Raw genomic sequence first — 17,832 nt, forward strand, 5'->3', positions numbered from 1 at the left:
GAAATCCAGAGTAATATGCCTAAACGTGATATTTTCATTCTTAAGGTTTATCCGAAAAAATCACATTTATTTTAGTATCTTTAAAAAGTTTATAATGTGGTGTTCCTCTTGTATTTATAGAGCCTTAAAATCAGGTTGCAGCACCCAATTTTAAAAGTAAAAAACATGCCTTTTTATCATAAATTAGGGAAAATTCCACCCAAAAGACACACGCAATTTAGAAAAGCCGATGGTAGTTTGTATTCCGAGCAGCTTTTTGGAACCATTGGTTTTGATGGGATGTCTACAAACTCCTATCATGAACAACGGCCAACACAGGTAAAAGAAATAACAAAACAATACAGTGTAAAACCTAAAATTGCTAAAGAAAACAGTATTCAATCATATCGATTTAGAGGATTTCAAGTGAAACCTGAAAACGATTATTTAGAGAGTCGGAAAACGGTTTTAATAAATAGTGATTGTAGTATTGTTTTAGCTGCTCCAAAGCACTCAACACGCGAGTATTTTTATAAGAATACAGACGCTGATGAACTTATATTTGTACATAAAGGTACTGGGAAACTTCGTACCATGCTGGGTAATCTAGATTTTAAATATGGCGACTATTTAGTTGTGCCACGTGGTGTTATTTATAAAATGGATTTTGATACCGAAGATAACCGATTGTTTATTGTAGAATCTAAACATCCTATTTATACACCTAAACGCTATCGCAACTGGTTTGGACAATTATTAGAGCATGCCCCATTTTGCGAGCGTGATTTAAGACAGCCTCAAGAATTAGAAACCTATGATGAAACGGGCGATTTTCTTATAAAGGTTAAAAAACAAGATGATATTTTTGAAATGGTTTATGCTTCACATCCGTTTGATGTTGTTGGTTACGATGGGTATAACTATCCATATGCTTTTTCAATTCACGATTTCGAACCTATTACCGGGCGTATTCATCAACCGCCACCAGTACATCAAACATTTGAGACAGCTGCCTTTGTAGTTTGTAGTTTTGTACCGCGATTATACGATTACCACCCCGATTCAATTCCAGCACCTTATAATCATAGTAATATAGATAGTGATGAGGTCTTGTATTACGTTGATGGCGATTTTATGAGTCGTAATGACATTGATGCCGGGCATATTTCTCTGCACCCAGCAGGAATTCCTCATGGTCCACACCCAGGAGCTGCCGAACGTAGTATTGGTAAAACGGAAACAGAAGAGTTAGCTGTAATGGTTGATACATTTAAGCCTTTGCAGGTAACTGAAGAAGCTATGAAAATTGCCGATGAAGATTACTATAAATCTTGGTTAGAACATTAAATAACAGAAAACATAAAATTAGGTTTTTTCGGGAAACATAAAGCTAACAATACTATTTCAGAGCCTTTCCCGATTAACAATTATAAAATATCAAACAATGAGTAAGAAAGAAATCAAATCAGTAGAATACGGATTAGAAAAAATATTTGAAGAAGCTCAAGACTTCCTACCTTTATTAGGTACCGATTATGTTGAGTTTTACGTAGGGAATGCTAAGCAGGCAGCTCACTTTTATAAAACGGCTTTTGGCTTTCAATCGTTTGCATATAAAGGTTTGGAAACAGGATCTAGAGACCAAGTGAGTTATGTGTTAAAGCAAGATAAAATTCGTTTGGTTTTAACAACACCACTAACAAGTAGTTCACCAATAAATGACCATATAGTAAAACATGGTGATGGTGTGAAAGTTGTAGCTCTTTGGGTTGAGGATGCTCGTGCTGCTTACGAAGAAACAACTAAGCGTGGTGCTAAATCTTATATGGAGCCAACCGTTGAAACTGATGAACACGGAGAAGTGGTTCGTGCAGGGATTTATACTTATGGTGAAACGGTACACATGTTTGTGGAGCGTAAAAATTATACAGGAAAATTTATGCCAGGTTTCGTAGAGTGGAAATCTGATTATAACCCAGAGCCTACAGGTTTGAAATTTATCGACCATATGGTAGGTAATGTAGGTTGGAATGAGATGAATACTTGGGTAAAATGGTATGAAGATGTTATGGGCTTCGTAAACTTTTTATCTTTTGATGATAAGCAAATCCATACAGAGTATTCGGCATTAATGAGTAAGGTAATGAGTAACGGTAATGGACGTATAAAATTCCCAATTAATGAACCGGCTGAAGGTATTAAGAAATCGCAAATTGAAGAATATTTAGATTTTTATGAAGGACCAGGTGTTCAGCATATTGCTGTTGCTACCGATGATATTATAAAAACAGTTTCTGATTTACGTTCTCGTGGTGTTGAGTTTTTATCTACGCCTCCAGAAGAATATTATAAAGCAGTTCCAGGGCGTTTAGAAGAATTCAGTCATGAGTTACGTGAAGATATTGAGAAATTAATGTCTCTAGGGATTATGATTGATGCCGACGAAGAAGGGTATTTGTTGCAAATATTTACTAAGCCAGTAGAGGATAGACCAACCTTATTCTTTGAGATTATTCAACGTATGGGAGCAAGAGGTTTTGGAGCAGGTAACTTTAAGGCGCTTTTTGAATCTATTGAACGTGAACAAGCTTTAAGAGGAACGCTTTAATTGATATGAACGTTTTTTAAAATCATATAAAACTCTATCTACATGTCGGATAGAGTTTTTTGTTTTTATATTTTTGGAATACTATTTGTAACCTGTATACCGTACAACAAGTGAGTTGTAATTAATACCTAATGAAACTTATGAAAAGAATATTTATATTATTAATTTTCTCGTTAAGCTTAAATGGTGCATTTTCTCAAAACGACAATGCTTTTGGGGCAGGTGAATGGTTTCGATTTGAAATGAGTTATAGCGGATGGATGAAGGCTGGCGAGGCCACGCTAACCGTTAATAGTGCCTTGTATAAAGATAGACCTGTGTTTCATGTTATAGGGAAAGGTTGGACTACTGGTGCTGTTAGTTGGTTTTTTAAAGTTGAAGATCGCTATGAGAGTTATATAGATAAGCAACTTACGGTTCCTTATAAATTTATTAGAAATATAGATGAAGGTGGTCATACCAAAAATATTGAAATAGAATTCGATCAAGACCAGAACAAGGCTTATGTAAACAATATTAAACGTAATAAAAAAAGTGTTATAGATACCAAACCTAATATTCAGGATATGGTTTCAACCTTTTATTACCTTCGAAATAACCTTCATATTGATAATCTTAAAATCAACGATGAGGTTGCCGTAAATATGTTTTTCGATGAGGAAAATTACGGCTTTAAATTACGATACCTCGGGCAAGAGGTTTTAGATACTAAATTTGGTAAAGTTCAAACCTTAAAATTTAGGCCATACGTTATGGCAGGTCGTGTGTTTAAAGAAGAAGAAAGCCTTACGTTATGGGTTTCAAATGATAAAAATAGAATACCTTTACGTATTCAGGCCAATTTAGCGGTGGGGTCATTACGCGCAGACCTAGATGCCTTTAAGGGATTAAAACACCCGTTTAAAATTATAGTAGAAAACTAATAGCATGAATGAAGAAATAACAAGAAAACTAAAAGAGAAATTTGATAATATAGGTCAGAATTTAGATGTACACCTTGAGGGGTTATTACATAGCAAGCCTATAAATTATTGGGACTACATTCAAACAGATGCACTTTTAGATCTCCAAACACAACGTACTGTTTTACCTGATGAAATGGTGTTTATTATGTATCATCAAATAAACGAATTGTTGTTTAAAATGATACTATGGGAGATTGAGCAAGTGGCGAAAGCTGAAAAATTAACAGCCGATTTTTTCTCAACCAAACTAATGCGCATTAGTCGCTATTTTGATATGCTAACATCTTCGTTTGAGATTATGCGTTTAGGAATGGATGTCGAGCAATACAATAAGTTCAGACACACTTTAACACCTGCTAGTGGTTTTCAAAGTGCGCAATATCGAAAAATAGAAATCTCATCAACTGAATTAATTAATTTAATTGATAATCGTTTCCGAGCAACCATTGATAGAAATACACCTTTTGAGCACGCTTTTGAGCATTTGTATTGGCAAGCGGCAGGAAAAGACTACAAAACGGGTAAAAAAAGCTATTTATTAACAGTTTTTGAAGAAAGATACAAAGATGAATTTATTAGATTTGCGAAATTCTACAACCAAAGTAACCTTTGGACTAAGTTTAAAGAGTTGCCAGAGGCTGTAAGAAAAAACGAAGATTTAGTAAATGCCATGCGCCATTATGATTATACAGTAAACATAAAATGGGTTATGGCACATTACAATACCGCTAATCATTACCTAAATATTGGTGGTAAAACCGCAGAAGCAACAGGAGGAAGCGAATGGGTAAAATACATGCATCCAAAGTATCAAAGACGAATATTTTTTCCAGAATTATGGAGCGAAAAAGAATTAGCAGAGTGGGGAGAGAATGTGTAATTATTGCAGCATTATTATTAGCATTAGTTAGTTGTAAAGACACCGAAACAGCACCTGTAAAAGTAGATAAGTTAGCTGCTACTATAAAACCAGCTCAGCTAAAAGAGTTTGGTTTTAATTTAGACGAATATGTAGTAAAACGTGACACCGTTCGTAAAGGTGATAGTTTTGGTGTAATCATGGAACGCTATAAAGTTGGCTACCCAGAGATTTTTAAGATAGCCGAAGAAACCCGTGCTGATTTTGATATTCGAAAAATACAAATAGGAAAACCATACACGGTACTTTGTTCTAAAGATACCATTCAACGCGCATTGTCGTTTATTTATCAGCCTAATAGTGAAGAGTATGTGGTTGTTAATTTTCAGGATTCTATCCATGCGTTTACCAGTAGAAAACCTATTAAGTATGTTGAAAAGGAATTTTCCGGTGTCATTAATAGTAATATATCCCAAACACTTGCCGATGGAGGTAAAAGTTTAATATTAGCTTATAAGATGTCGGATATTTATGCTTGGACTATCGATTTTACGAGGCTTCAAAAAGGAGATAGGTTTAAAGTTATTTATACCGATAAATATATAGATGATAGCATTTATGCAGGTATAGACAATATTAAAGCTGCCTATTTTGAACATAAAAATGAGCCGTTTTACGCTTTTGAATTTGAAACAGATTCAGAAAAAAAACTATCCGATTACTTTAATGAGGAGGCTAAAAACTTACGACGTGCTTTTTTAAAAGCACCAGTGGAGTATAAGCGTATTTCTTCACGTTATAATCTAAAAAGACGTATAGCAATTTACGGTAACAAAATCCGCCCTCATAAGGGAACTGATTTTGCAGCAGCTATTGGAACTCCAATTCGTGCTACTGCAAACGGAACGGTAACAAAATCGGCTTACACACGTGGTAATGGAAATTATGTAAAAATAAGACATAACTCAACATACGAAACCCAATATTTACATATGAAAAGTCAAAACGTAAAAGTTGGACAATATGTAAAACAAGGTGATGTAATTGGTTGGGTAGGTATGACCGGAAATACATCAGGGCCACATGTTTGCTACCGTTTTTGGAAAAATGGCAAACAAGTCGATCCGTTTAAACAAAAGCTTCCAGAAGCCGAGCCTATTTCCGATTCCTTAAAAACAGAATACTTAGACTTTATTAAACCGTTAAAGTTGCAATTGGATGCAATGAATGATCAGGATGCTGATTTGTTTGATTCCAATACTGAAGATTTAATTACCCAACTAGATTAAAAAATATATGGCACTACCTAAAATTAACCCAACAACTACAAAGGCATGGCAAGAACTTCAAGCGCATTTTTCAGCTATGGAGAATCTAGATATGAATGCCTTATTTGCTGAAGATGATAAAAGAGCAGATAAATTTACAGTTCAGTGGGATGATTTTTATGTAGACTATTCAAAGAATAGAATTACCGAAAAAACCATACAATTGCTGCTTGATTTAGCTGAAGAAACAGGTTTAAAAAAAGCTATTGAAAGTCAGTTTTCAGGTGAAATTATAAACGAAACAGAAAAGCGAGCTGTACTTCATACGGCACTTAGAGCGCCAGAATCTGCTTCGGTTTTAGTTGATGGTGTAAATGTTATTCCTGAAATATATCAGGTTAAAAATAAGATTAAAGCATTTACCAATGAAGTTGTTTCAGGAAATTTAAAAGGGTATACAGGTAAAGCTTTTAAAAATATTGTAAACATAGGAATTGGTGGGTCGGATTTAGGTCCAGCTATGGTTGTTGATTCTTTACAGTATTATAAAAATCATTTAAATACATATTTTGTCAGTAATGTTGATGGCGATCATGTTCAGGAAATTATTAAAAAATTAGACCCTGAAACAACCCTTTTTGTTATTGTTTCAAAAACATTTACAACACAAGAAACGCTATCCAATGCAACAACTATTCGTAAGTGGTTTTTAGAAACAGCATCTGAGGAGGCTGTAGAAAAACATTTTGTTGCAGTTTCTACAAACATTAATAGTGTTCAGGAATTTGGTATTCATGCCGATAATATTTTCCCTATGTGGGACTGGGTTGGTGGACGTTTTTCTTTATGGAGTGCGGTAGGTTTATCTATAAGTTTATCTGTAGGGTATGAAAATTTTAATGCCTTATTAAGTGGGGCACATAAAATGGATACACATTTTAAATCAACGCCTTTAGATGCTAATATTCCAGTAATTTTAGCCTTAATAAGTGTTTGGTATAATAACTTTTATAATGCCGAAAGTGAAGCTGTAATTCCATACACACAATATTTAAATCAGTTTGCTACCTATTTACAGCAAGGTATTATGGAAAGTAACGGGAAATCTGTTGATAGAAATGGTGAGCCCGTTAATTACCAAACTGGAACATTAATTTGGGGCGAACCAGGAACCAATTCACAACACGCTTTTTTTCAGCTGATTCATCAAGGAACTAAATTAATTCCTGCCGATTTTATTGGTTTTTCAGAATCTTTACACGGGAATCAAGAGCATCAAGATAAGTTAATTTCTAATTTTATAGCTCAAACTCAAGCTTTATTAGAAGGTAAAAGTGAAGCTAAAGTTGTTGCAGAGTTTAAAGATAAAGGATTAACTATAGATGCCGTTAAGGATTTAATCCCTTTTAAAGTTTTTGAAGGTAACAAGCCAACTAATACCATTTTTATTAAAAAACTAACACCTGAAAGTCTTGGTAAACTTATAGCTCTTTATGAACATAAGATATTTGTACAAGGTGTAATTTGGAATATTTATAGTTATGATCAGTTTGGTGTGGAGTTAGGAAAGCAACTTGCTACCAATATTCTGAAAGATATAAAAAATAACACTTTTATTAATCACGACTCTTCAACTGCTAATCTTTTAAATTTTTATACGAAAAAGTAAACTTACATTGTTGAAAAACATGTTAATAGCTTTATTTGTTGTCATATTGTTAGTCTGTTTTTTTTAATATATTCATTGTAGCCGAAAATCTTAACCTTAAAGTAATGTTAATTTACTTTAAAGGGCTAATTTTGCGGGAAATTTAAAAACCAATCTTTTTAATACAATGAAAAAAATTACAAGATTATTATTTGTAGCAGTAGCATTTTTGTTTACTGGTATTGCAATGGCCCAAAGTACGGTAACAGGTACTATTATGGATGCCGAAATGAACGCGCCGTTACCAGGTGCAAACATCATTGAAGAAGGAACAGCAAACGGTGTGTCTTCAGATTTTGATGGAAACTTCTCAATTACAACGCAAAGTACAAACGCAACCTTAGTTATTTCATTTGTAGGTTATGGTACAAAAACAGTTTCTGTAACGGGAGATCAAAACTTAGGAAGTATTGTTTTAACTAGCGATAATACCTTAGAAGAAATTGTTATTGTTGGATCTGGAGTTATTGATTTAGCTGAAGATAGACAAACACCAGTAGCGGTGTCAACTATTAGAGCAGCCGAGATTCAAGAAAAATCAGGAAACTCTGATTTACCAGTATTATTAAAATCTACACCTTCTGTACAGTCGCTTCAGGCGGGTGGTTTTGGTGATGGTCAAATGTTTTTACGTGGTTTCGACCAAACAAACACAGCATTCTTATTAAACGGACAGCCAATTAATGGTATGGAAGATGGTAAGATGTATTGGTCTAACTGGCAAGGTGTTACTGATGTAGCTGATGCTATTCAGGTACAACGTGGTTTAGGAGCTTCAAAATTAGCTATTTCATCTGTTGGTGGAACGGTTAATATTGTTACAAAAACTATTGATAAAAAAGCTGGCGGATTTGTTCAGCAAATGGTAGGTAATGATAACTATCTTAAGTCAACTGCTTATTTCTCAACAGGCGTTAGCGATAAAGGTTGGTCTTTTTCTGGTTTATTAGGACACTGGCAAGGTGATGGTTATGTAGATAACACACAAGGTCAAGGACAAACTTATTTCTTTTCTGTAGGTTACCAACCAAATGAAAATCACTCATTAAACTTATTATTAACAGGTGCACCACAATGGCATGCAGTAGCAGGAAGTGGCTCAATAGGTTCTTTCTTAGATAGTGAAAGAGGTAGACGTTACAACTCATGGTCTTATGATGGTGTAAATAGCCCAAATATATTAAATGGTGGTGCGTATCCAGGAGGTAGAAACATTTACCATAAACCAGTTGCTAACTTAAACTGGGATTGGACAATTAACGATAAGTCTTCTTTATCTACTGTGCTTTACGGTTCTATGGGACGTGGTAGTTTTGCACAGTCTATTGGTTCTGTTGATTATGCTAGAGGTTCAAATAATAACCATGACTGGTATGGTTTAGTAACAAACTACAACAACCAATTAACAGAGCACTTAAACTTTAATATTGGTGCCGATGTACGTTTATATACGGGTTACCACTTTAGAGATGTAAGAGAATTTATTACAGTTGATTCTGTAAGTGCTAGTTCTGGTTACAGCGGAGGTGAAACTTATTACTTAACTGAAGCAGGTGGAATTAACCCATGGGAAGTGTTTTTTAACCCAAATACAGATCATTCACAACGTTTCGGATATGATTATCAAGAGCAAATTAACTACGGTGGTCTTTTTGGTCAGCTAGAGTATGCTAAAGATGGTTTCTCTGCATTCTTCCAAGGTGCTGTATCTAACCAATCTCATGTAAGAACAGAATTTTTAAACGTTGAAGAAGCAGGTGTTTCTGAAGAGTCGGATAAAGTTGATAACTTAGGTTATAACCTTAAAGCTGGTGCTGCATACGAAATAAACAATACACATAAGGTGTTTGTTAATGCTGGTTATTATTCACGTCAGCCTTTCCATGATTCATTATTTCAAGATAACAGAAACGGTAATACATTATTACAACCAGAGGTTGAAAATGAGGAAATTACAGGTTTCGAATTTGGTTACCAATTTAATGGTGGACGTCGTATTTCTGCAAACTTAAATGCATATCATACAACATGGGATAATAGAACGTTGTTTACTGGAAACGGTCTAAACGGTGATGAATATATTAGTTACCAAACTTTAGGTGTTAAACAAGTTCACTATGGTGTAGAATTAGAAGTAATGACACGCCCGTTAGATAACTTAACTTTAAACGGATTTTTATCTTTAGGTGAATGGCAGTTTAAAGACAGTGCTACTGAAAGAGCATTTGATAATGATGGTAATCAAATTGGTGCAGATGAAGAAATCGTAATTGATGGCTTTAACGTAGGTGGTGCTGCACAAGTAACAGCAGGTATTAATGGTAGTTATGAGTTTTTACCAAGAACAAGTATTGATGCTGCTTGGAACTGGTATAATGATATTCACTCTACAGGTTCATTAAGTAGTGAAACATTATCTATGCCTTCTTACGATACAGTTGATGCTGGTTTTTCTTACAAAATGGTTGTAGGTAAAAATAACCAAAACTCGGTACAGTTCCGTTTAAACGTAAACAACGTTTTTGATGAAGTGTATTTAGAGTCTGTAAATGGAAATACTGCTGCATCTAGTAATCCAGAAGATAACTATAAAGGTATTAACAAACTAAATACAGGTCGTTTTGGTTACGGTAGAACTTGGAACACAAGTATCCGCTTTAACTTCTAATGATTATTAGAAAATATTATAAACCGCTTCCTGTTAAGGAAGCGGTTTTTTTATACGCTTTATTTACTACCTTTGTATAACTAACTTTTAAACTCTAAAGACATGTATAACACAATAAAGATGTTGCATTCAGGCTGGGCCTACTTGGTGCTATTTATTCTGGTGCTAGCAACTTTAAACGCTATTATTAAAGCTGCTTCAGGAAAGGAATATGCTGCTAAAGACTTTAGGATATCCTTGTTTACATTAATCGTATCACATATTCAATTACTATTAGGTATTGTATTTTACTTTGCTGCAGACTATTTTTCTGTAATTAGTAATATGGGAATGGGGGCTGTTATGAAGGATTCTATTTTGCGTTCTAATATTGTGGAGCACCCGCTAACTATGATTATTGCTATTGCATTAATTACTATTGGGTATTCTAAGCATAAAAAGAAACTAACTTCTAAAGCTAAATTTAGAATGATAGCTGTTTTTTATACTATAGCTTTAATTCTTATTCTTGCTAAAATTCCATGGCATGTTTGGATTGGTTAATCCGAATAAGTTATCTTAAAGAAAAAGCCTCTTAATTACAACTGTAATTAAGAGGCTTTTTAGTTTTATAAAATTTTAAAGGAGCTTACTTAACTTCTTTAATTAAATATATATAAGCAGGAAAGTGATCACTAAACCCATCTGTAAAGCCACCGTTAGAAAAACTACGTAGCGGGTAACCTTTGTAACGTCCTTTCTTGTTAACTAAGTAGTTTTCATTAAATATGTGAGCTTGATAAAAACGAAATGACGTATAATCTTTCTCTAAAAATGGCTGTGTAATTAAAATTTGGTCAAATAAACTCCAGCTATCTCTGTAAGCATTAGAGCCTAAACCTTTTTTAAAGATGCTTTCCATTGGGTTGTATATACCTTTAAGCTCAACATCTTCTTTGTCTTTTTTAGCTTTTAAAACATCTTTTACACTTGCATTTGTAGGGTCGTCATTTAAATCGCCCATAGTAATAATTTTAGCGTACGGATCTATGGTTTGTAACGAGTCTATAATTTTTTTGTTCAATGTAGCTGCTGCCACACGTTTAGAACGACTTCTAGCTTCACCACCACTTCTTGAAGGCCAGTGATTTACAATAACGTGTATTAATTCGCCATCTAATTTACCACTTACTAATAGCTGATCTCTTGTATATACACGCTCACGTGTTTGATCGTCATATATTATTAATTCATGCTTGCTTGTATTCAGCGGTGTGAAATATTGTTTTTGATATATTAAACCAACATCAATACCACGACGGTCTGGCGAATCGTAGTGTACAATACCATAATCTTTAGATAAGAGTTGCGGGTCGTTTACAACATCTTGTAAAACTTTTTTGTTTTCAACTTCGGCAACACCTACAATTACTGGCGAATTACGCGTAACATCTGTTCCGATATCTGAAATAACACGAGCCATATTATTAACCTTCTTTTTATAGATGTCGGTCGTGTTAATTTTCATTTCCATTATTGGACTTGCTTCATCATTTTTATCTGGGTCGTTAACAGTGTCAAATAAATTCTCCAAGTTATAGAAAGCAACGGTATGAATTTTATACTTCTTTCCTTCTTGAGCTTTTGCTGTTATGGATAAACAAGCAAATATAGCTAGCATCCAAACTTTTAAATTTTTCATTAATTAGTATTGTTATGTTTATGTTATCAAGTTACAATTCTTACGCCAAAAGTAGATATTTATTATAAATAATGTAAATTTGCACGCTTTAATTAATCAAGATTTAACGCAAAGAACCAAAATCATTAATTATTAACTCAAACTATGAAAAAAAGTTTATTTATTTTTTTACTAGGAATTTTTTCAACAATCACTGCTTTCGCACAGCAAACGGTTGTACAAGGTAGTGTTTCTGAAGCCATGTCCTTGGAGCCAATTCCGAATGTAACTGTTACCGTAGAAGGAACAGACTTAACAACACAAACTGATGAATCTGGAATGTTTCAGTTTTCAACAGATTTACCGTTAGGTGATCAGATTTTAAGAATATCTAAAGACGAGTATGTTTTTAAAAGATATCCAATTGTAATTAACGAAGGTCAAACCGTAAATATTACGGACATGACTTTAGAGAAAGACACATCTGCCGATTTATTTACTATTAACTTAACTGACGATGAGTTAAATGATGATACAAGTGGACTTGATAATATATCAGGTTTATTACAATCATCACAGGACGTTTTTCAACGTACTGCAGCTTTCGAATTTAGTTCTTCGTTCTTTAGAGTTCGTGGTTTAGATTCAGAAAACGGTTCAGTTTTAATTAATGGAATTGAAATGAATAAAATTTACGATGGTAGACCACAATGGAGTGATTGGGGTGGCTTAAATGATATGCTACGTAACCAAGAACTTACTTCAGGTTTAGCACCATCGGCTTATAATTTTGGAGGTCTTTTAGGAACTACAAATATGAATGTACGTGCTTCACAATACCGCGAAGGTGGTCGTGTAACGTATTCATCTTCTAACAGAAGTTATACAAACCGTGTTATGGCTAGTTATGCCTCTGGTTTATTAGAAGGTGGTTGGTCTTATGCTTTTATGGGCGGAAGACGCTGGGGAGAAGAAGGTTACCAAGATGGTACTTTATATGATGCTAATTCATTTTTTGTAGCTATTGAAAAGCAAATTAATGACAAGCATAGTATTAACTTTACTTCTATGTATACACCAAACCGTCGTGGTAAGTCATCTCCAAACACACAGGAAGTATATGACTTAAAAGATACTAAGTACAACGAATATTGGGGGTATTTAGATGGTGAAAAGAAAAATTCACGTGTTAAAGAAATTGAAGAGCCTATCTTTATGTTAAACCACTATTGGGATATTAGTGAGAAAACAACTTTAAATACAAATGTAGGTTACCAATTTGGTAAAATAGGAAATAGCCGTTTAGATTATAGTGGTGGTGGAAACCCAAGTCCAGCTTACTACCAAAATTTACCAAGTTATTTCTTAGCAGATTCAGATGGTCCAGATTATGCAAATGCTTATATAGCTGAGCAAAACTTTATGAATGACGGTCAAATTGATTGGAACCGTATTTTAGATGCTAACGTAACAAATGCTTCTGTAGGAGATACAGGTGCTTATGTATTATACGAAGATCGTACTGACGATACACAATTTACAGTAAACTCTATTTTCAATACAGAAATTAATGAGAATATTGTATTAAATGCAGCCATTAACTACAAGAACTTAAAGTCTGAAAACTTTGGTGAAATAATCGATTTATTAGGTGCTTCTGGTTACTTAAATGTTGATTCTTTTGATGGTTTCCAATACGATAACTTAAACCCAGACAGAATTGTAGGTGAAGGTGATAAATTCCGTTATAACTATAACATTTATGCCGATATTATTTCAGGTTATGCACAAGCACAATTTAAATATAATAAGGTAGATTTTTACGTATCTGGATCGGTTACAAGTACGTCTTACCAACGTGAAGGTCTTTGGGAAAATGAAGCCTTTTTAGGTGATTTATCTTACGGAAAAGGTGAGAAATTAGACTTTATGGGTGTTGGTGCAAAAGCTGGATTCACTTATAAAATTACAGGTAAGCATTTATTAGATTTTAATGGAGGTTATATTACAAAAGCACCATCTATTAGAAATTCGTATTCTAACTCAAGAGATAGCAACAGTGTTGTTGATAACTTAACAGAAGAGAAAATTACATCATTTGATGCAAGTTATATTTTCCGTTCACCTATCGTAAAAGCGAAGTTAACAGGGTACTATACTAAAATTGAAGATGCTAACGAAATTTCTTTCTACTACGCAGATGGTATTACAAATATCGGTGATGAGTTTAATGATACTTCAGCCTTTGTTCAAGAAATTTTACAAGGTGTTGATAAAAAGCACATCGGTGCTGAATTAGGTATTGAAGCACAAGTAACTCCTACTATTAAGTTAAAAGGTGTTGCAGCAGTTGGTCAGTATACTTATGACAACAACCCTAACTTATACTTAACATCTACTAGTTTTGATAGATCTCCAACTTACCAATCTAACTTAAAAGATTATAAAGTAGCTGGTGGTCCTCAACAAGCTTATTCAGTTGGTTTTGAATACCGCGATCCAGACTACTGGTGGTTTGGTGCAACAGTAAACTACTTATCTAATACATATGTAGATGTTAGTCCACTTTTAAGAACTGAAAACTTTTACTTAGCTAACGATGGTTTACCTATTAATAACTACGACGAAGCTATTGCAACAGAACTTTTAAAACAAGAAGAGTTTGATGCATACTTTACAGTAAACTTAACAGGTGGTAAGTCTTGGAAAATAGGTGAGTACTATATTGGTGTATTTGCTAGTGTAAATAACTTATTAGACGAAGTATACAAAACAGGTGGTTTTGAACAAGGTAGAAATGCCAATTACACAGAGTTATTAGCTGATAATCAAAATCCTGAACGTCAATTTGGACCAAAATATTGGTATGGACGTGGTGCTACTTATTTTGTAAATGTTAACTTTAGATTCTAAAAACGAAAAAGAAAAATTAAATAAAAATATTATTAATCATGAAAACAAATAAATTTTTAAACCTAGTATTAACAATAGTGGCTAGTTTTGCTATTGTATCTTGTGTACAAGATGACGATTATACGATACCTACTAGTTTAGGTGACGAAGAGAATGCACGTTTAAATACCTTATTAGCTAATGGTGTTGAAATTTCAATAGCTGAAGCAAAAGCATTATATAGCGAAGGTGACTTTTTAGAGCCAATTGATGAGAACATTTACATTAAAGGTTATGTATCATCATCTGATAAAACAGGAAACTTCTTTAAAGAATTTTACTTACAAGACAGCCCTTCTAACCCAACTACAGCTATTAAAGTAGTTATCAATCAAGTAGATTTATATAACCAATTTAACTTTGGTCGTGAGGTTTACGTTAGCTTACAAGATTTATATGTAGGTGAAGAGCGTGTTGGAAATGGTGTTATTACAATTGGTGGTGATACTGAAACTGACCAATACGGAACAACTGTTACAAGCTTAGGTCTTACAAAAGCTAGAACTCACGTTTTCAGATCTGCAGTAACTGAAGATATTACACCTTTAGAAGTTGGTTTATCTGAAATTAGTGGAGATTTAGTAGGTATTTATGTTCAGGCAAACGGTGTTGAGTTTGCTGATAACTTATTAGGATTACGTTATTTCGATCCTTCTGTAGATTACGATACACAAAGACAAATTCAATCTTGTGAAAGTGTTAACTACACAACTATTAATTTAGAAACAAGTAGTTTTTCTGATTTTAAAAATGATTTATTACCAGAAGGGAATGGATCAATTAACGCTGTAGTAAGTAAAACTTTCGACGGTAGTTCAGTAGTTTTAGCTTTAAACACTACAGAAGATGTTAATTTTGATGGTGACCGTTGTTCATTAGCAGTTGCTATTTTCAATGAAGATTTTGAAGATATCACTAACAATACAGATTTAGATATTCCAGGTTGGACAAACTTTGCTGAAGCTGGTTCTTGGATTTGGAGAGAAAAGTCTTATGACAATAACGGATATGCTGAGTTTAGTGCTTTTAACTCAGGAAGTACATCTAACATTGTATGGTTAGTATCTCCTGGTATCGATATGGATGCTCAAGAAAATGAAGCATTAAACTTTGTTGCAGCACAACATCACTTAGATTCTCCTGCAAATACTTTAGAGGTATTTGTTTCTACAGATTATGATGGATCTGATGTATTAGGTGCAACATGGGAGCCTTTATCAGTTAACTTACCAACACAATCTAACGATTGGTATGAGTTTGTTAATTCTGGTTTAGTTGATATCTCTAGCTATACTGGAACTTTATATGTAGCATTTAAGTTTACAGGTTCTGGTACTGATGAAACTTTAGATGGTGCTTACCAAATAGATAACTTTAGTATTTTTGCTACGGAATAATCCGTTTTAAATACTAAATTTAAAACCTGCTATGTGTTTCATCATATAGCAGGTTTTTTTTAATATTATATTTATACACTTATGACTTTTTTTGAAACACTTTATATGCACGTTTTTAAACGTTTTAAGACATCTAAAAAGAAAACAGCTAATCAATATGCTACGTTGTATGTTTCTTTTTTACAATGCGCCATTTTGTTGCTTTTAGGGGTGTTCTTTGCAGCATTTTTTAATCAAATGCATGTAAATACCTTTTCTCAAGATAAAGGCTGGACGTTGTTCATTATAGCATGTGCTTTCTTATTTTTTAATAATTGGATGCATTTTGCAGGGCGTAAACATCAAGTGCTTAATGCTAAAATGATTAGTAAAAAAACACAGAAATACCCGCTCTTTAAACTGGTATTAATGCCGGTGATTTGTATTGTTATGGCAGTTGTGTTTTGGCAAGCAGTATAAATTACTAGCCTTTTAATGTTATATAAACGGGGAAATGATCACTATAGCCACCTTTGTGATTTTCACCCGCATAAGTTCTAAAAGGCATGCCTTTAAAGCGTCCTTTTTCTTCTTTTAAAAAACTAGGATCAAAAATATCAGCCGAGCCAAAATCTAATTGTTTATAATTAGGATCAAAAAAGTTGGTTGATATAAGTATCTGATCAAATAAATGCCACTTAAACTGATGTACTAAACTACCTCTGTTATAAGAACGTAGTGTGTTCATAGGGTTGTATAATAAACTGTTTTCTGTAAGCTGTGTAATACTTAAGCAGTTAGGGTCGTCATTAAAATCCCCCATTACAATCAGTTTTACCTGCTCGTTTTCAGCTCTTAAATCAGCAATAATCTTACTGACTTTTGCTGAAGACTTTAAGCGTTTAGCTTCAGTAGCTTTTGCTCCTTCATGCCTAGAAGGCCAATGGTTTACTAAAACTGATATGGCTTCGTTGTTTAATAACCCGTTAACCAATAAAATATCACGTGTGTAATCATCTCCACCTTCAGGACGTTCAAAAACTGTTTGAAAAACTTCTGTATGACTTACCGTAAATTCGGTTTCGTTATAAAGTAATGCAACATCCATACCCCGTTCGTCTTTCGAGTTATAGTGAACAAATTTATAAGCTGTATTTTTTAAATGTTCCGAATTTACTAAGTCTTTTAATACCTTACTGTTTTCTATTTCAGCTAAACCAATAATACTTGGCAGTTTGTTTTGGTTTTCAGGACCAATTTGTGAAATAGCACGACCTAGATTTTCAATTTTATTTTGATAACGTTTTTTAGTCCATCGCCGCTCAGAATTGGGTAAATAATCCCGGTCATGCTTGGTTTGGTCGTTATAGATATCAAATAAGTTTTCGCTGTTATAAAAAGCTATAGTAAAAGTATCTGATAAACTTGGTGGTTTTGGGGTCTCGCTCATGCATAGGTCTATTTGGGTTAAAAATATGAAATAGGGCTGAATAAACAATATTTTAAGCAAACTTGGGCGCTATATAAAAAACCTATATTGCTTATAGAGGGCATATTTATGAGAAAACCGTAACGGTTTTTTAGGTTTTCGATGAATAGCACATAATGCATGAAAAAAGCTTGTGTAAATCACTTTTTTATGTTGAACAGAAATAGCAGGAAATGAAATCATATATAAACAATAGACCAATTTTTTCAGAATGAACTCCCATAGAAAAGCAGGTTTTAATGTTTTTCGATGACCCAGATCCAAACAAAAAACATTTAAGTAGTTATTTAATAATTTGGT

Annotated in this window: 13 protein-coding genes; 11 read left to right on the top strand and 2 right to left on the bottom strand. The window is 33.7% G+C overall.

Going from position 1 to position 17,832, the window contains the following annotated elements; genetic code table 11:
- Positions 1 to 165: 165 nt before the first annotated feature.
- The 8 genes from ACW5R3_RS02600 to ACW5R3_RS02635 all read left to right on the top strand — a co-directional run bounded on the left by ACW5R3_RS02600 (position 166) and on the right by ACW5R3_RS02635 (position 10,598).
- Positions 166 to 1,326: a homogentisate 1,2-dioxygenase gene (locus tag ACW5R3_RS02600; RefSeq protein WP_456578065.1), complete on the top strand. Its 1,161-nt coding sequence runs from the start codon at positions 166 to 168 to the stop codon at positions 1,324 to 1,326.
- 97 nt (positions 1,327 to 1,423) lie between these two features.
- Positions 1,424 to 2,587: a 4-hydroxyphenylpyruvate dioxygenase gene (gene hppD, locus ACW5R3_RS02605; RefSeq protein WP_456578066.1), complete on the top strand. Its 1,164-nt coding sequence runs from the start codon at positions 1,424 to 1,426 to the stop codon at positions 2,585 to 2,587.
- Positions 2,588 to 2,727: 140 nt separating this feature from the next.
- On the top strand, positions 2,728 to 3,510 hold the full coding sequence (locus ACW5R3_RS02610; protein ID WP_456578067.1) for a DUF3108 domain-containing protein: 783 nt from the start codon (positions 2,728 to 2,730) through the stop codon (positions 3,508 to 3,510).
- 4 nt (positions 3,511 to 3,514) lie between these two features.
- Positions 3,515 to 4,432 (top strand): tryptophan 2,3-dioxygenase family protein, encoded by a 918-nt coding sequence (locus ACW5R3_RS02615; protein ID WP_456578068.1) that lies wholly within the window; start codon positions 3,515 to 3,517, stop codon positions 4,430 to 4,432.
- Positions 4,390 to 5,700: a peptidoglycan DD-metalloendopeptidase family protein gene (locus ACW5R3_RS02620; protein WP_456578069.1), complete on the top strand. Its 1,311-nt coding sequence runs from the start codon at positions 4,390 to 4,392 to the stop codon at positions 5,698 to 5,700. The genes ACW5R3_RS02615 and ACW5R3_RS02620 overlap by 43 nt, the downstream gene beginning before the upstream one ends.
- A gap of 7 nt (positions 5,701 to 5,707) precedes the next feature.
- Positions 5,708 to 7,348 carry a glucose-6-phosphate isomerase gene (gene pgi, locus ACW5R3_RS02625; protein WP_456578070.1) on the top strand — a complete coding sequence of 547 codons (1,641 nt, stop codon included), beginning with the start codon at positions 5,708 to 5,710 and terminating at the stop codon, positions 7,346 to 7,348.
- Between the two features lie 166 nt (positions 7,349 to 7,514).
- Positions 7,515 to 10,055 carry a carboxypeptidase-like regulatory domain-containing protein gene (locus ACW5R3_RS02630; RefSeq protein WP_456578071.1) on the top strand — a complete coding sequence of 847 codons (2,541 nt, stop codon included), beginning with the start codon at positions 7,515 to 7,517 and terminating at the stop codon, positions 10,053 to 10,055.
- A gap of 102 nt (positions 10,056 to 10,157) precedes the next feature.
- Complete coding sequence (locus ACW5R3_RS02635) at positions 10,158 to 10,598, top strand: hypothetical protein (protein ID WP_456578072.1); 441 nt, start codon at positions 10,158 to 10,160, stop codon at positions 10,596 to 10,598.
- 85 nt (positions 10,599 to 10,683) lie between these two features.
- Here ACW5R3_RS02635 and ACW5R3_RS02640 read toward each other — a convergent pair whose 3' ends face one another.
- Positions 10,684 to 11,736 carry an endonuclease/exonuclease/phosphatase family protein gene (locus tag ACW5R3_RS02640; RefSeq protein ID WP_456578073.1) on the bottom strand — a complete coding sequence of 351 codons (1,053 nt, stop codon included), beginning with the start codon at positions 11,734 to 11,736 and terminating at the stop codon, positions 10,684 to 10,686.
- Between the two features lie 144 nt (positions 11,737 to 11,880).
- On the opposite strand from ACW5R3_RS02640, the gene ACW5R3_RS02645 reads away from it, so the two are divergent.
- From ACW5R3_RS02645 to ACW5R3_RS02655, 3 genes are all read left to right on the top strand, one after another.
- Positions 11,881 to 14,628 (top strand): carboxypeptidase regulatory-like domain-containing protein, encoded by a 2,748-nt coding sequence (locus tag ACW5R3_RS02645; protein WP_456578074.1) that lies wholly within the window; start codon positions 11,881 to 11,883, stop codon positions 14,626 to 14,628.
- 38 nt (positions 14,629 to 14,666) lie between these two features.
- Complete coding sequence (locus ACW5R3_RS02650) at positions 14,667 to 16,064, top strand: DUF5689 domain-containing protein (RefSeq protein ID WP_456578075.1); 1,398 nt, start codon at positions 14,667 to 14,669, stop codon at positions 16,062 to 16,064.
- A gap of 81 nt (positions 16,065 to 16,145) precedes the next feature.
- Positions 16,146 to 16,523: a hypothetical protein gene (locus ACW5R3_RS02655; RefSeq protein WP_456578076.1), complete on the top strand. Its 378-nt coding sequence runs from the start codon at positions 16,146 to 16,148 to the stop codon at positions 16,521 to 16,523.
- A 4-nt stretch (positions 16,524 to 16,527) separates the two neighbouring features.
- Here the strand turns inward: ACW5R3_RS02655 and ACW5R3_RS02660 are convergent, their stop codons facing one another.
- Positions 16,528 to 17,493 carry an endonuclease/exonuclease/phosphatase family protein gene (locus ACW5R3_RS02660; protein WP_456578077.1) on the bottom strand — a complete coding sequence of 322 codons (966 nt, stop codon included), beginning with the start codon at positions 17,491 to 17,493 and terminating at the stop codon, positions 16,528 to 16,530.
- Positions 17,494 to 17,832 lie beyond the last annotated feature (339 nt).

The sequence above is a fragment of the Algorimicrobium bowmanii genome (assembly GCF_054031195.1).

Excerpts from the sequence above, each read along its gene's own strand:
- ACW5R3_RS02660 (WP_456578077.1), bottom strand. The coding sequence starts at position 17,493 with ATGAGCGAGACCCCAAAACCACCAAGTTTATCAGATACTTTTACTATA.
- hppD (WP_456578066.1), top strand. The coding sequence starts at position 1,424 with ATGAGTAAGAAAGAAATCAAATCAGTAGAATACGGATTAGAAAAAATA.
- ACW5R3_RS02615 (WP_456578068.1), top strand. The coding sequence starts at position 3,515 with ATGAATGAAGAAATAACAAGAAAACTAAAAGAGAAATTTGATAATATA.
- ACW5R3_RS02655 (WP_456578076.1), top strand. The coding sequence starts at position 16,146 with ATGACTTTTTTTGAAACACTTTATATGCACGTTTTTAAACGTTTTAAG.
- ACW5R3_RS02600 (WP_456578065.1), top strand. The coding sequence starts at position 166 with ATGCCTTTTTATCATAAATTAGGGAAAATTCCACCCAAAAGACACACG.
- pgi (WP_456578070.1), top strand. The coding sequence starts at position 5,708 with ATGGCACTACCTAAAATTAACCCAACAACTACAAAGGCATGGCAAGAA.
- ACW5R3_RS02610 (WP_456578067.1), top strand. The coding sequence starts at position 2,728 with ATGAAAAGAATATTTATATTATTAATTTTCTCGTTAAGCTTAAATGGT.
- ACW5R3_RS02645 (WP_456578074.1), top strand. The coding sequence starts at position 11,881 with ATGAAAAAAAGTTTATTTATTTTTTTACTAGGAATTTTTTCAACAATC.
- ACW5R3_RS02650 (WP_456578075.1), top strand. The coding sequence starts at position 14,667 with ATGAAAACAAATAAATTTTTAAACCTAGTATTAACAATAGTGGCTAGT.
- ACW5R3_RS02635 (WP_456578072.1), top strand. The coding sequence starts at position 10,158 with ATGTATAACACAATAAAGATGTTGCATTCAGGCTGGGCCTACTTGGTG.
- ACW5R3_RS02630 (WP_456578071.1), top strand. The coding sequence starts at position 7,515 with ATGAAAAAAATTACAAGATTATTATTTGTAGCAGTAGCATTTTTGTTT.
- ACW5R3_RS02620 (WP_456578069.1), top strand. The coding sequence starts at position 4,390 with ATGGAGCGAAAAAGAATTAGCAGAGTGGGGAGAGAATGTGTAATTATT.
- ACW5R3_RS02640 (WP_456578073.1), bottom strand. The coding sequence starts at position 11,736 with ATGAAAAATTTAAAAGTTTGGATGCTAGCTATATTTGCTTGTTTATCC.